The 13,363-nt window shown below is 64.1% G+C and carries 13 protein-coding genes; 6 read left to right on the top strand and 7 right to left on the bottom strand.

Features of this window, described 5'->3' with window-relative positions; genetic code table 11:
• Nucleotides 1–23: 23 nt before the first annotated feature.
• Complete coding sequence (gene radA, locus CAF78_RS08250; RefSeq protein WP_085674972.1) at nt 24–1,391, bottom strand: DNA repair protein RadA; 1,368 nt, start codon at nt 1,389–1,391, stop codon at nt 24–26.
• Nucleotides 1,392–1,567: 176 nt separating this feature from the next.
• On the opposite strand from radA, the gene mscL reads away from it, so the two are divergent.
• Nucleotides 1,568–1,987 carry a large-conductance mechanosensitive channel protein MscL gene (gene mscL / locus CAF78_RS08245; protein ID WP_085674971.1) on the top strand — a complete coding sequence of 140 codons (420 nt, stop codon included), beginning with the start codon at nt 1,568–1,570 and terminating at the stop codon, nt 1,985–1,987.
• Between the two features lie 32 nt (nt 1,988–2,019).
• Here mscL and CAF78_RS08240 read toward each other — a convergent pair whose 3' ends face one another.
• On the bottom strand, nt 2,020–2,796 hold the full coding sequence (locus CAF78_RS08240) for a ferredoxin--NADP reductase (protein ID WP_085674970.1): 777 nt from the start codon (nt 2,794–2,796) through the stop codon (nt 2,020–2,022).
• Between the two features lie 211 nt (nt 2,797–3,007).
• Between CAF78_RS08240 and CAF78_RS08235 the strand changes: the two genes are divergently transcribed.
• Entirely contained in the window at nt 3,008–3,718 is a 711-nt protein-coding gene (locus CAF78_RS08235) for an autoinducer binding domain-containing protein (RefSeq protein ID WP_085674969.1), read from the top strand.
• Between the two features lie 93 nt (nt 3,719–3,811).
• Complete coding sequence (locus CAF78_RS08230; RefSeq protein ID WP_085674968.1) at nt 3,812–4,936, top strand: methyltransferase; 1,125 nt, start codon at nt 3,812–3,814, stop codon at nt 4,934–4,936.
• Between the two features lie 30 nt (nt 4,937–4,966).
• Here the strand turns inward: CAF78_RS08230 and CAF78_RS08225 are convergent, their stop codons facing one another.
• From CAF78_RS08225 to CAF78_RS08215, 3 genes are read right to left on the bottom strand one after another with little or no spacing between them, the layout of a single operon-like run.
• Nucleotides 4,967–5,122, bottom strand: a complete 156-nt coding sequence (locus tag CAF78_RS08225) for a DUF2474 domain-containing protein (protein ID WP_085674967.1) — start codon at nt 5,120–5,122, stop codon at nt 4,967–4,969.
• A 9-nt stretch (nt 5,123–5,131) separates the two neighbouring features.
• A complete protein-coding gene (gene cydB, locus CAF78_RS08220; RefSeq protein ID WP_085674966.1) occupies nt 5,132–6,139 on the bottom strand; it encodes a cytochrome d ubiquinol oxidase subunit II in 1,008 nt (335 codons plus the stop codon).
• 3 nt (nt 6,140–6,142) lie between these two features.
• Entirely contained in the window at nt 6,143–7,564 is a 1,422-nt protein-coding gene (locus CAF78_RS08215) for a cytochrome ubiquinol oxidase subunit I (RefSeq protein WP_085674965.1), read from the bottom strand.
• A 345-nt stretch (nt 7,565–7,909) separates the two neighbouring features.
• Here CAF78_RS08215 and CAF78_RS08210 point away from each other — a divergent pair, with 345 nt between their 5' ends.
• From CAF78_RS08210 to trmA, 3 genes are all read left to right on the top strand, one after another.
• Nucleotides 7,910–9,130 (top strand): MFS transporter, encoded by a 1,221-nt coding sequence (locus CAF78_RS08210; RefSeq protein WP_085674964.1) that lies wholly within the window; start codon nt 7,910–7,912, stop codon nt 9,128–9,130.
• A gap of 281 nt (nt 9,131–9,411) precedes the next feature.
• Nucleotides 9,412–10,707 carry an NCS2 family permease gene (locus CAF78_RS08205; RefSeq protein WP_085674963.1) on the top strand — a complete coding sequence of 432 codons (1,296 nt, stop codon included), beginning with the start codon at nt 9,412–9,414 and terminating at the stop codon, nt 10,705–10,707.
• Nucleotides 10,704–11,789 (top strand): tRNA (uridine(54)-C5)-methyltransferase TrmA, encoded by a 1,086-nt coding sequence (trmA, locus tag CAF78_RS08200; protein WP_085674962.1) that lies wholly within the window; start codon nt 10,704–10,706, stop codon nt 11,787–11,789. The genes CAF78_RS08205 and trmA overlap by 4 nt, the downstream gene beginning before the upstream one ends.
• A gap of 129 nt (nt 11,790–11,918) precedes the next feature.
• Here trmA and pcaG read toward each other — a convergent pair whose 3' ends face one another.
• Both pcaG and pcaH read right to left on the bottom strand, forming a co-directional pair.
• Nucleotides 11,919–12,524, bottom strand: a complete 606-nt coding sequence (pcaG, locus tag CAF78_RS08195; RefSeq protein WP_085674961.1) for a protocatechuate 3,4-dioxygenase subunit alpha — start codon at nt 12,522–12,524, stop codon at nt 11,919–11,921.
• Nucleotides 12,525–12,534: 10 nt separating this feature from the next.
• Nucleotides 12,535–13,254: a protocatechuate 3,4-dioxygenase subunit beta gene (gene pcaH, locus CAF78_RS08190; RefSeq protein WP_051100860.1), complete on the bottom strand. Its 720-nt coding sequence runs from the start codon at nt 13,252–13,254 to the stop codon at nt 12,535–12,537.
• Between the last annotated feature and the right edge of the window lie 109 nt (nt 13,255–13,363).

Below are 13,363 nucleotides of genomic sequence, written 5' to 3'. Positions count from 1 at the left end.
CATCATCGGCTCCCCTTTTTCATTTATTCGAACAAGGCATCCAGCGCCTGCTCCAGGCGGGTCACGGCAATCACCTGCAACCCCGCTGGCGGCTCCTTCGGCGCATTGCCCTTGGGCACGATGGCGCGCTTGAAGCCGTGCTTGGCCGCCTCTTTCAGGCGCTCCTGGCCACTGGGCACCGGCCGCACCTCGCCCGACAAGCCAATCTCACCGAACACCAGCAGCCCATGGGCCAACGGCCGGTTGCGCAGGCTGGACATCACCGCTGCCAGCAACGCCAGGTCCGAGGCCGTTTCCAGCACCTTCACCCCACCGACCACGTTGAGGAACACATCCTGGTCATGGGTGGGAATGCCACCATGCCGGTGCAACACCGCCAGCAACATGGCCAGGCGATTCTGGTCCAGGCCCAGGGTGACCCGCCGAGGGTTGGCCAGGTGGCTGTCGTCGACCAGCGCCTGCACCTCGACCAGCATCGGCCGGGTGCCTTCCCAGGTGGCCATGACCACACTGCCCGGCACTTCTTCCTGGGTGCGGTTGAGGAAGATCGCCGACGGGTTGGACACCTCTTTCAGGCCACGGTCGGTCATGCCGAACACGCCCAGTTCGTTGACCGCACCGAAGCGGTTCTTCACCGCCCGCAACAGCCGCAGGCGGCCGTCGGACTCGCCCTCGAAATACAGCACGGTATCGACCATGTGCTCCAGCACCCGCGGCCCGGCCAGCGAGCCTTCCTTGGTAACGTGGCCGACCAGGAAGATCGCCGTGCCGCTCTGCTTGGCATAACGCACCAGCAGGGCCGTGCTCTCGCGTACCTGGGCCACACCGCCAGGGGCCGACTGCAGCTGCTCGGTAAAGATGGTCTGGATCGAGTCGATCACCATGACCCGGGGCTTTTCCGCCCGTGCGGTGGCGATGATGGTTTCGATGCAGGTCTCGGTCATCACCTTGAGCTGGTCCTGGGGCAGGCCCAGGCGCCGCGAGCGCATGGCCACCTGTTGCTGCGACTCTTCACCGGTGACGTACAACGCCGGCAAGCCCACGGCGATGTTGCACAACGTCTGCAGCAGGATGGTCGATTTGCCGATCCCCGGGTCACCGCCGATCAGCACCACCGAACCATCGACCAGGCCACCGCCGAGCACGCGATCGAGTTCGGTGCTGCTGGTGGTGAAGCGCGGGATTTCTTCGACGCTGACTTCGGCCAGGGTCTTGATCTGCGCCTGTTGCCCGGTCCAGCCGGCACGGCCGCTGGGCGCCGCCGCACCACCGCTCTCGATCATGGTTTCGACCAGGGTGTTCCAGGCCCCGCAGTCGGCGCACTGGCCGGCCCATTTGGGGAAGGTCGCGCCGCACTCGGTGCAGCCATACAAACGCTTGGCCTTGGCCATGGGCGGGGTCTCCTGGAAAAAACCGCCATGATAGCCGAGGCCGACGTGTCTCGAACGCGTCGAGATGCGACAAAACTATTCGTTCTAACCGCAGTCACTACCCCTGAAGCCAACGCATGAAGCGTGCAAGTGGCTTACACTGCGTTTACCTCACCATTTGTTACAAGGAATCAAACATGGGCATGCTCAGTGAGTTCAAGGCCTTCGCGGTCAAAGGTAATGTCGTCGACATGGCGGTCGGTATCATCATCGGCGCGGCCTTCGGCAAGATCGTCTCCTCGTTCGTCGGGGACGTGATCATGCCACCACTGGGGCTGCTGATCGGCGGCGTCGACTTCAGCGACCTGGCCATTACCCTGAAGGCCGCCGAAGGGGATGTACCGGCCGTGGTGCTGGCCTACGGCAAGTTCATCCAGACCGTGATCGACTTCATCATCGTCGCCTTCGCCATCTTCATGGGCGTGAAGGCGATCAACAAGCTCAAGCGCGAAGAAGCCGTGGCGCCGACCACACCACCCGTACCGACACCGCAGGAAACTCTGCTGACCGAGATCCGCGACCTGCTCAAGGCGCAAAACCAGAACCGCCTGCCCTGAAACAGCAGGGGCCGCATCGCGGCCCCTGTGCATCACCAGTAGTTTTCCACCGCCACCTGCCCCGGCCGCTTGCTCAGGCTCAGCTGCAGGTCGCGCGCCTTGAGGACCTTGCGCGTCTCGTCGATCATCTCGGGGTTGCCACAGAGCATGATTCGCGAATGCTCGGGCGACAGCTCCAGCCCTGCCGCCTTTTCCAGTTCGCCATTCTCGATCAGCGTGGTGATGCGCGCATTCAATGCCCCAGGGTGCTGCTCACGGGTCACCACCGGAATGAACTGCAGCTTGCCGGCGAATTCGGCCAGATAGTCACGCTGTTCCAGGCCGGCGATGTCGTCTACATACGCCAGTTCTTTCGCCTCACGGACCGAATACACCAGCTTGATGTTGTCGAAGCGTTCCCAGGCTTCGAAGTCCTGCAGGATCGACATGAAGGGCGCAATGCCGGTACCGGTCGCCAGCAGCCACAGGTCGCGGCCGCCGACAAAGCGGTCGAGGGTCAGGTAGCCGAACGCCTGACGGTCGATCAACAGGGTATCGCCCTCGCCCAGGCGGCTCAGCTCACTGGTGAACTCCCCCCCCGGTACCACGATTGAAAAGAAGTCGAGGTATTCGTCATGGGGGGCACTGACCATCGAATAGGCACGCCAGACCACACTGCCATCGGCCTTGGTCACGCCCAGCCGGGCAAACTGGCCGGCCCGGAAGCGAAACCCTGGATCGCGCGTGACCCGCAGGCTGAACAGGTTCGGTGTCAGCGGCTGGACGTCGAGCAGGGTCTGGCGGGTAAACTTGTCGGCACTGGCGGTCATGACGGGCTCCATCGATAGCGTGCGCCCAGTGTCGCGCAAAGCGCACGGGATAAAAACCGTTGGAGTGTAAGGACACAGCAAACGGCGCTCATTGTTGCTTCATCAAACCAGGGCCGCTATAACAAAAAATCCCAACATAGAGCTCGGACATTTCCTACAATCATGTCCGTATGCAAACGGATTGAACGGGCATTCCGAGGGAGAAGCACAGATGCTTCAGTGGAACCATGAGCATCTTCACAAGCTGGTCAGCGAAAGTACGCCGCAAAAGGTGTTCGACCTTGCGGTGCACCTTGTCCAGGACATGGACATGGCATTCCTCGGGCTGAAGGTGCGCATTCAACTCGCTGCCCAGTCTCCCCGGCTGTACCTCTACAGCAATTACCCGGTTGAATGGATCGAGCGCTACCAGCGCGACGATTTCTACAAACAGGACGCCGCTGCGACCCGCAGCCATACCTCGACCATGCCGGTGCTATGGACCGACGACCTGTACCGCGAGGTGCCCCACTACCGCGAACAAGCCTGCGCACATGGCCTGCGCCATGGCTGGACGCAATCCCTGCATGACCTTCAGCACAACGAAAGCCAGGTCAGCGTGTGCCGGCCACTGGGTGAAGTGAACATCGCCGAGTTGTATGACAAGGCTGGCAAGGTGCAGTGGTTGTGCCACACCCTGCACGCGATCATCAGTGAATATCACCTGGCCAAGCTCAGCGTGCCGCTGAAGATGAGCGACCGCGAAATCGAAGTGCTCAAGTGGTCGGCAGCCGGCAAGACCGCAGCCGATGTGGCCTGCATCCTGTCGCTGTCGCAGAGCACGGTGAACTTCCATATTCGCAGCGTGATCACCAAGACCAATGCCGCCAACAAGGCCGGTGCCATCGCCATCGCCATGATGCGCGGCCTGATCGAACAGTAGCCAGGCCTGCGGCCTCGGGCAAAGCCCTGTAGAATCGCGTACCGAAGCTCGTGGCGAACCGCCAGGGGCAGATCCGTACCCGAGCCAGACGCCATGCCCCTGTTGACCACCCCCTACGCCGAACTCGACCTGATCCGCCAGCCGGACCAGGCCAACGACCCGCTGCAGGCCTTCGATGCCGCCGATGAATACCTGCTAGAGCAGTTGCACGCGCAAGGCCTGGAAGCTGGCAGCCGCGTGCTGGTGCTCAACGACAGCTTCGGCGCCCTGGCCTCCAGCCTGGCCGGGCATGCGCAGGTGGTCAGCAGCGGCGACTCGCACCTGGCGCGCATGGCCCTGGAGAAGAACCTTGCACGCAACGGCAAGGCTTTCGACAGTGTGCCTTTCGTACCGGCCAGCGAACACTGGCAGGGCCCGTTCGACCGCGTGCTGGTGCGCGTACCCAAGACCCTGGCACTGCTCGAAGAACAACTGATCCGCCTGCAAGGCCACCTGGCACCCGGCGCCCAGGTGATTGCAGCTGCCATGATCAAGCACCTGCCACGCGCGGCAGGCGACCTGATGGAGAAGTACATCGGCCCGGTACACGCCTCGCTGGCGCAGAAAAAGGCGCGCCTGCTGACCGCCACGGTGGCCGAACGCCCGGCCGCAACGTCGCCCTACCCGACCCGCTACCTGCTCGACACGCCGGCGCTGGAACTGCTAAACCATGCCAATGTGTTCTGCCGCGAGGGGCTGGATATCGGCACCCGTGCGTTCCTGCCCCACTTGCCGCACAACCTGGGCAACGCCCGCGTCGCCGACCTGGGTTGCGGCAACGGCGTGCTGGCCATTGCCAGCGCGCTGGCCAACCCGGACGCGTACTTCACCCTGGTGGATGAATCGTACATGGCAGTGCAGTCGGCGCAGGAGAACTGGCAGGCTGCCCTGGGTGAGCGCCCGGTAACGGTCATGCCGGGCGATGGCCTGGCCGGGGTGGAGAAACAGTCGCTGGATGTGGTGCTGTGCAACCCGCCGTTCCACCAGCAGCAAGTGGTGGGCGACTTCCTCGCCTGGCGCATGTTCCAGCAGGCGCGCGAGGCGCTGGTGGTGGGCGGCGCCCTGTATATCGTCGGCAACCGCCACCTGGGCTATCACAGCAAACTGGCGCGGCTGTTCCGCGGCGTGGAGCAGGTCGCCGCGACGCCGAAGTTCGTGATCATCAAGGCCCGCAAGTAAAGGCAGGGGGCGCCAGGCGCCCCCTTTCACTCAGTGGGTGGTCAGGCCTGCGGCCCCCATGAACAGGCGCATCACCCAGGCCGCCACGCCCAGGGCTGCCACGCTCATCGCCCAGATCAGCACCAGCCAACCCAATCGCTGCCACAGCGGTTTCTTGTCTTCCATGCCCTGTTTACCGGTCATCATGTGGCCCTCCTAGTGATAGCCGTCTTCATGGGTCACCTTGCCGCGGAACACGTAGTAGCTCCAGAAGGTGTACATGAGGATGAACGGCAGGATGAACAACGTGCCCACCAGCATGAAGCCCTGGCTCTGCGGCGGCGCTGCGGCATCCCAGATCGAGATCGACGGCGGGATGATGTTCGGCCACAGGCTGATGCCCAGCCCGCTGTAACCCAGGAAGATCAACACCAGGGTGAGCAGGAACGGCGTGTAGTGCGCATTGCGCGCCACCGCCTTGAGCAAGCCGTAGAAGGTCACCAGCACCAGCAGCGGCACCGGCATGAACCAGAACAGGTTGGGCATGCTGAACCAGCGGTCGGCAATCTGTGGATAAGCGATCGGGGTCCACAGGCTGACGAGGCCGATCACGGCCAGCAGGACCAGCGCCAGTGGCCGGGCGAGGTCGTGCATCCTTACTTGCAGGTCGCCCTCGGTCTTCATGATCAGCCAGGTACAGCCCAGCAGGGTGTAAGCGACGATCAGGCCCAGGCCGCAGAACAGGCTGAACGGTGTCAGCCAGTCGAGGGTGCCACCGGCGAAGTGCCGGTCGACCACCTTGAAGCCTTCGAGGAAGGCACCCAACGCCACACCCTGGAAGAACGTGGCGACCAGCGAGCCGCCGATGAACGCCTTGTCCCACACATGACGCTTGTCGGCCTTGGCCTTGAAGCGGAACTCGAAGGCCACGCCACGGAAGATCAGGCCGATCAGCATCAGGATCAGCGGCAGGTACAGCGCCTCGAGCACCACGGCGTAGGCCATCGGAAACGCCCCGAACAGCCCGGCGCCGCCCAGCACCAGCCAGGTTTCGTTGCCGTCCCACACGGGGGCGACGGTGTTCATCATCACATCGCGGTCACGCTCGCCCTTGACGAAGGGGAAGAGCATGCCGATGCCCAGGTCGAAGCCATCCATCACCACATACATCATGACGCCGAAGATGATGATCACGGCCCAGATCAGCGGAAGGTCGATACCCATGGCTCAGTTCCCCTTGCTCAGGCTGGCGGAATCATCGGCGGCGGACAGCGGCCGCGCCGGCGTGCGTGTGGTGCCAGGGCCACCGGGGTTGTGCTCGTCGCCTTCGCCGGTCTGCGGACCTTTGCGCACCAGCCGCATCATGTAGCCAAGGCCGGTGCCGAACAGGGCGAAATACACCACCACGAACGCCACCAGGGTAAAGCCGAGCTGTGCATAACTGTGGTTGGACACGCCATCGGCAGTGCGCATCAGGCCATACACCACCCACGGCTGGCGGCCGATCTCGGTGGTGAACCAGCCGGCGAGCAGCGCGATCAGCCCGGACGGGCCCATCCACAGGGCCAGGTGCAGGAACGGCCGCGAGGTGTAGAGCGTGCCGCGCTTGCGCAGCCACAGGCTCCACAGGCCGACGAAGATCATCAGGAAGCCGAGCCCGACCATGACCCGGAACGACCAGAACACGATGGTCGAGTTGGGCCGGTCCTCAGGCGGGAACTCCTTCATGGCCGGCACCTGCTTGTCCAGGCTGTGGGTCAGGATCAGGCTGCCGAGCGCCGGGATCTCGACCTTGAAGCGGGTGGTTTCGGCCTTCATGTCAGGGATGCCGAACAGGATCAGCGGGGTCGGCTCGCCGGGCACGTTCTCCCAGTGGCCTTCGATCGCGGCGATCTTCACCGGCTGGTGCTTGAGCGTGTTGAGGCCGTGGAAGTCACCGATCACCGCCTGGATCGGGGCGACGATCAGGGCCATCCACATGGCCATCGACAGCATCTTGCGTACCGCCGGGTTGTCACGCCCGCGCAGCAGGTGCCAGGCTGCCGAGGCGCCGACGAAGAATGCCGTGGCCACGAACGCGGCGGTGGCCATGTGCATCAGGCGATAGGGGAACGACGGGTTGAACACCACCGCCAGCCAGTCCACAGGCACCACCCGGCCATCGATGATCTCGTGGCCCTGCGGGGTCTGCATCCAGCTGTTGGAGGCCAGGATCCAGAAGGTCGAGACCAGCGTGCCAAGCGCCACCATCACCGTGGAGAAGAAGTGCAGGCCACGGCCGACACGGTTCCAGCCGAACAGCATGACACCGAGGAAACCCGCCTCGAGGAAGAAGGCTGTCAGCACCTCGTAGGTGAGCAACGGGCCGGTAATGGCACCGGCGAAGTCGGAGAATCGGCTCCAGTTGGTGCCGAACTGATAGGCCATGACCAGGCCGGAAACCACGCCCATGCCGAAGTTGACGGCGAAGATCTTCGACCAGAAGTGGTAGAGGTCACGGTAGACCTGGTTGTGGGTCCGCAGCCAGAGGCCTTCGAGGACTGCCAGGTAGCTCGCCAGGCCGATGGTGATGGCCGGGAACAGGATGTGGAACGACACGGTAAAGGCAAACTGCATTCGGGCGAGCTCTAAGGCCTCTATTCCGAACATGGTGCTTCCTCTTCAGATAATCCGGCGTCCGGGCTTGTGGCCCCGTCGCCCACTGCCCCCACGGTAGTCGAGTGCGGCACGTTGGAATTGTTCTGTTCGATCGCAGGGATTCCGGCCCAAAGGCCAATTCGTTAAATCTGGAACGATTGATCCAGGTCAACGATTGCTAGGAAGCATAGTCCCGAATGGCCCGCCGGGCGGTGTGGTTGTTTGCCGCGTGACCGGTTGCCCCACCCACTTTCACCAAGCGTGAAAAAGTGCCGATCACGGCAAACAGTAACCGTTTGTTACAAACAGATGATACGCTGCTGGCCCCTCTACTGCGCCGAGGCCAACAGGTTTCCGATGTCCGATTCCGCACCGCAGTTGTTGCGTCATCACCGCCCCTTCATCGCCTTCTGGCTGGCCCGGGTGTTCACCGCCAGCGGCTTCCAGATGCTCACCGTGGCCATTGGCTGGCACCTCTATCAGCTGACCGGCAACGTGCTCGACCTGGGCCTGGTCGGCCTGGTCGAATTCGCCCCGCGGGTGCTGTTCATGCTGCACACCGGGCACGTCGCCGACCGTTATGACCGGCGCAAGGTCGCGGCGCTGTGCCAAACCCTGCAAGGGCTGATCGCCCTGGCGCTGGCGGTGGGCAGCGCCACCGACAACGTCAGCCGCGAACTGATTTTCGTCCTGGCCTTCCTGCTCGGTGCCACCCGCTCGTTCGAGATGCCGGCGACCCAGGCCCTGCTGCCCAACGTGGTACCTCCCGGGCTGTTCCCGCGGGCGGTCGCCGCTTCGGCCTCGGCGACCCAGGCGGCGACCATTGTTGCCCCGGCCGTGGGCGGCTTCCTGTACGCATTCGGTAGCATCTGGGTGTATGGCCCGACCGTAGCGCTGTACGCCATCGCCTGCCTGTTGATGCTCAGCCTCGACTCGCGCCAGCAGGTGCCGCAGCGCGGCCGCGCCAGTATCGAGTCACTGATGGCCGGGATCCGCTTCATCCGCAGCCGCCCAGACATCCTCGGGGCCATCTCGCTGGATTTGTTCGCCGTGCTGCTCGGTGGCGCTACCGCCCTGCTGCCGGTATTCGCCAAGGACATCCTGCTCACCGGCCCATGGGGCCTGGGCCTGCTGCGCTCGGCACCGGCGGTGGGGGCACTGCTGATGTCGCTGTGGCTGGCGCGCTTCCCGGTCGAGCGCAAGGTTGGCCGCACCATGTTCACCGCCGTCGGGCTGTTCGGCGTGGCGACCATCGCCTTTGGCCTGTCGACCTCGTTCTGGTTCTCGCTGGCGGTGCTGGTGGTGCTGGGCGCGGCGGACATGATCAGCATGGTCATCCGCGGCGCCTTCGTGCAACTGGAGACGCCGGACGAGATGCGCGGGCGGGTGAGCGCGGTGAACGGGTTGTTCATCGGCGCTTCGAACCAGCTGGGTGAGTTCGAGTCCGGGGTGACGGCGCACTGGTTCGGCACGGTGCCGGCGGTGGTACTGGGAGGTGTGGGCACGCTGGTGGTGACCGGGGTGTGGATAAAGTTGTTCCCCACGCTGGCCAAGCGCGACCGGTTGCATAACGAATGATGCGTTTACCGGTGCCGGCCTCTTCGCGGGCAAGCCCGCTCCCACAGGTACGGTGCAGCTCTCGAAACCTGTGCAATCCCTGTGGGAGCGGGCTTGCCCGCGAAGAGGCCGGTACAGGCTAAAGATCAGCCATTCCCCAACGGCGATAGGCCCCCGCCGAGCATGCTGGTATGATGCGCGGCTTTTTTCCGCCCCACACAAAACCACGGCATCCGCTACGGTCTGTGCTTTGCTGATGGGGTCGATACATTCACGGCGCGAGGGCGCCCTGGGGAGCGGGCATGCTGGAAAGGCTGTTTCAACTAAGAGCACACAACACCAACGTGCGCACCGAGATTCTTGCGGGCGTCACCACCTTCCTGGCCATGGCCTACATCCTGTTCGTCAACCCGAGCATCCTCGGCGAGACCGGCATGGACAAAGGCGCGATCTTCGTCGCCACCTGCCTGGCCGCCGCCATCGGCTCGACCACCATGGGCCTGATCGCCAACTACCCGATCGCCCTGGCGCCGGGCATGGGCCTGAACGCGTTCTTCACCTACACCGTGGTCCTGCACATGGGCCATACCTGGCAGGTGGCACTGGGCGCGGTGTTCCTGTCGGCGGTGATGTTCTTCCTGCTGTCGATCTTCCGCATCCGCGAATGGATCGTGAACAGCATCCCGCTGCCGCTGCGGTCGGCGATTGCCGCAGGTATCGGCCTGTTCCTGGCGTTCATCGCCCTGCATAACGCCGGCATCGTCGTCGATAACCCGGCTACCCTGGTGGGCCTGGGCGACCTCAAGCAACCGGCGCCGATACTCGCCACTCTGGGCTTCTTCCTGATCGTCGGCCTCGAGTCGCTGAAGGTCCGTGGCGCAGTGCTGATCGGCATTCTGGCCGTGACCATCACCTCGATCCTGATGGGCGTGACGCCGTTCGGCGGGGTAGTGTCGATGCCGCCATCGCTGGCACCCACCTTCCTCCAGCTGGACATCAAGGGCGCCCTCGACGTGGGCCTGGTCAGCGTGATCTTCGCCTTCCTGTTCGTCGACCTGTTCGACAACTCCGGCACCCTGATCGGCGTGGCCAAGCGCGCCGGCCTGATGGGCAAGGACGGCCACATGCCGAAGATGGGCCGGGCCCTGATCGCCGACAGCACCGCGGCCATGGCCGGTTCGCTGCTGGGCACCTCGACCACCACCAGCTACATCGAATCCGCTGCTGGCGTGAGCGCCGGGGGCCGCACCGGCCTGACCGCCATCGTGGTCGCCATCCTGTTCCTGCTGGCGTTGTTCTTCGCCCCGCTGGCCGGTAGCGTGCCGGCCTTCGCCACCGCCCCGGCGCTGCTGTTCGTCGCCGTGCTGATGGCCTCGGGCCTGGCGGAAATCAACTGGGACGACGTCACCGAAGCCGCCCCGGTGGTGGTGACCGCCCTGGCGATGCCGCTGACCTACTCGATCGCCAACGGCATCGCCTTTGGCTTCATCGCCTGGACCGCCGTCAAGCTGATCTCTGGCCGCCACCGCGACCTGAACCCGGCCCTGGTGATCCTCTCCATCCTGTTCGTCATCAAGCTGGGCTGGTTCAACGCATGAGTGCTGTCTTCGATCCCACCGCCTACGACACCCAGCTCGAGGGCAAAGTCGCCCGCCTGCGCGAGCTGCTGGCGCCCTTTGGCGCGCCGGAACCGGCCGTTTTCGACTCGCCGCGCGAGCATTACCGCCTGCGCGCCGAATTCCGCCTGTGGCGCGAGGACGGCCAGCGCCACTATGCGATGTTCGCCCCGGGCGACAAGCACAAGGCGATCCTGATCGATGACTTCCCCATCGCCAGCCAGCGCATCAATGAGCTGATGCCGCGCCTGAAGGCCGCCTGGCAAGCCAGCGAGGAACTGGGCAACCGCCTGTTCCAGGTGGAGTTCCTCACCACCCTGGCCGGCGATGCCATGGTCACCCTGTGCTATCACCGCCCACTGGACGAAGCCTGGGAAGTGGCGGCCCGGCAACTAGCCGCAGACCTCGGCGTGAGCCTGGTCGGCCGCTCGAAGGGCAAGCGCCTGGTGATCGGCCGCGACTACGCGGTGGAGAAGCTCGATGTGGCCGGCCGCGTGTTCAGCTACCGCCAACCGGAGGGCGCGTTCACCCAGCCCAACGGCGCGGTGAACCAGAAGATGCTGAGCTGGGCCTTCGAGGCCATTGGCGAGCGTGAGGACGACCTGCTGGAGCTGTATTGCGGCAACGGCAACTTCACCCTGCCCCTGGCCACCCGCGTGCGCCAGGTGCTGGCCACCGAGATCAGCAAGACCTCGGTCAATGCCGCGCTGAGCAACCTCGACGAGAACGCTGTGGATAACGTGCGGCTGGTGCGCCTGTCGGCGGAAGAGCTGACCCAGGCGTTGAACGAGGTGCGCCCGTTCCGCCGGCTGGAAGGCATCGACTTGAAAAGCTATGAGTTCGGCACGGTGTTCGTCGACCCACCGCGTGCGGGGATGGACCCGGATACCTGCGAGCTGACCCGGCGTTTCGAGCGGATCCTGTACATCTCGTGCAACCCGGAAACCCTGGCGGCGAACATTGCCCAGCTGCAGGACACGCACCGCATCGAACGTTGTGCGTTGTTCGACCAGTTCCCCTATACCCACCACATGGAAAGTGGGGTCCTGCTGGTTCGGCGCTAGAGCATTCGCGGGCAAGCCCGCTCCCACAGGTGTCGCGCAAGCATCAAGGCTGATGCTATCCATGTGGGAGCGGCGGTTCGGCACCCCGACTTGCCCGCGAAGGGCCGCACAGCAGCCCCAAGCTTTGACTCAGAAGTCGAAGAAGACGGTCTCCCCTTCCCCCTGAATACGGATATCGAAGCGATACGCCGTTTTCCCATCTACCTCGCAACGCTTGGCAATCAGCGTTTCGCGACGCTGCGGCTGCTCGATCAGGTTGAGCACCGGGCACTTGGCATTGGCCTCGGCCTCGTCATCGAAATACAGGCGCGTGTGCAGGTGGATGTTGATCCCCCGGGCAAACAGGCTGATGTTGATGTGCGGCGCCATCGGCACGCCTGCGGCATTGTTCACCACACCGGGCTTGACCGTGTGCACGGTCCACTCGCCGGCATCGAAGGTGGTGGCGGTGCGGCCAAAGCTGTTGAAGGCGTTTTCCAGGTTGTAGGCATCCTGGTACTGGCCATTGGCGTCGGCCTGCCACAGCTCCAGGAACGAGTCACGCACCAGGTGACCGTTGCCGTCATACACCTGGCCGATCACCAGGATGTGCTCGCCTGGGGCGTCTGGCTTGGCCAGGCGGTTCCAGATTTCCTGGTCGCGGGTCGGGTTGCCGGCCGCCTCCAGGGCCAGGCCGATGTGCACGTAGGGGCCGGCAGTCTGCGAGGGGGTTTCCGGCAGCAGTTCGATTGGCATGGCGGGGTCCTCAGCAGTTTTCGAAGTGGGTCTTGCGCTGGCCGCGCAGCACGATGTCGAAGCGGTACGCCAGGCAGTCCATCGGGTTGGCGTTGCTCATGTCGAGCTTGGCGATCAACTGCTGCACGGCTTCGGGGTTGGCGATCGACTTGACGATCGGGCACATCGGGATCAGCGGGTCACCCTCGAAGTACAGCTGGGTGATCAGCTTGGTGGCAATCGACGGGCCGCTGATGGCGAAATGGATGTGCGCCGGGCGCCAGTCGTTCGGGCCGTTGCGCCATGGGTACGGGCCCGGCTTGATGGTGCGGAAGCTGTAGTAGCCGTCGCGGTCGGTCAGGCAACGGCCGACTCCACCGAAGTTCGGGTCCAGCGGCGCCAGGTAACGGTCGTTCTTGTGGCGGTAACGGCCGCCGGCGTTGGCTTGCCACATCTCTACCAAGGTGTTCGGCACAGGCTTGCCGTACTGGTCGACGACACGGCCGGCAACGATGATGCGCTCGCCGATCGGCAGGCCACCGTTGTTGAAGTTCAGCAGCAGGTCATGGTCATGGGCACCGAAGCCCAGGTGGGAAAAGTCCGGGCCGGTGGTTTCGCTGATCGACTGCGGGATGCTGACCAGCGCCTGGCGCGGCGAGCGGGCGATGGAAGTCTTGTAGTCGGGGGTCAGGGCCTTGGGGTGCCAGTTGCGATCACGGATCACGAAGCGGCTGTTGTCCTGGGCGGGCATGCCGGATTCCTCTCTTGGAATTATGAAAACGCCTGTACACGGCAGGCGGACTTGCAGTTTCAGATAGGTCGCGCGGGATGAATATTGAAATCAGCCGCCCAAAACATAA

Source organism: Pseudomonas sp. R28(2017), from assembly GCF_002112505.1.
Taxonomy (GTDB): Bacteria; Pseudomonadota; Gammaproteobacteria; order Pseudomonadales; family Pseudomonadaceae; genus Aquipseudomonas.
Note: the sequence above shows the minus strand (reverse complement) of the source record. Positions and strands in the feature narration are given on the sequence as shown.

Excerpts from the sequence above, each read along its gene's own strand:
- radA (WP_085674972.1), bottom strand. The coding sequence starts at position 1,391 with ATGGCCAAGGCCAAGCGTTTGTATGGCTGCACCGAGTGCGGCGCGACC.
- mscL (WP_085674971.1), top strand. The coding sequence starts at position 1,568 with ATGGGCATGCTCAGTGAGTTCAAGGCCTTCGCGGTCAAAGGTAATGTC.
- CAF78_RS08240 (WP_085674970.1), bottom strand. The coding sequence starts at position 2,796 with ATGACCGCCAGTGCCGACAAGTTTACCCGCCAGACCCTGCTCGACGTC.
- CAF78_RS08235 (WP_085674969.1), top strand. The coding sequence starts at position 3,008 with ATGCTTCAGTGGAACCATGAGCATCTTCACAAGCTGGTCAGCGAAAGT.
- CAF78_RS08230 (WP_085674968.1), top strand. The coding sequence starts at position 3,812 with ATGCCCCTGTTGACCACCCCCTACGCCGAACTCGACCTGATCCGCCAG.
- CAF78_RS08225 (WP_085674967.1), bottom strand. The coding sequence starts at position 5,122 with ATGATGACCGGTAAACAGGGCATGGAAGACAAGAAACCGCTGTGGCAG.
- cydB (WP_085674966.1), bottom strand. The coding sequence starts at position 6,139 with ATGGGTATCGACCTTCCGCTGATCTGGGCCGTGATCATCATCTTCGGC.
- CAF78_RS08215 (WP_085674965.1), bottom strand. The coding sequence starts at position 7,564 with ATGTTCGGAATAGAGGCCTTAGAGCTCGCCCGAATGCAGTTTGCCTTT.
- CAF78_RS08210 (WP_085674964.1), top strand. The coding sequence starts at position 7,910 with ATGTCCGATTCCGCACCGCAGTTGTTGCGTCATCACCGCCCCTTCATC.
- CAF78_RS08205 (WP_085674963.1), top strand. The coding sequence starts at position 9,412 with ATGCTGGAAAGGCTGTTTCAACTAAGAGCACACAACACCAACGTGCGC.
- trmA (WP_085674962.1), top strand. The coding sequence starts at position 10,704 with ATGAGTGCTGTCTTCGATCCCACCGCCTACGACACCCAGCTCGAGGGC.
- pcaG (WP_085674961.1), bottom strand. The coding sequence starts at position 12,524 with ATGCCAATCGAACTGCTGCCGGAAACCCCCTCGCAGACTGCCGGCCCC.
- pcaH (WP_051100860.1), bottom strand. The coding sequence starts at position 13,254 with ATGCCCGCCCAGGACAACAGCCGCTTCGTGATCCGTGATCGCAACTGG.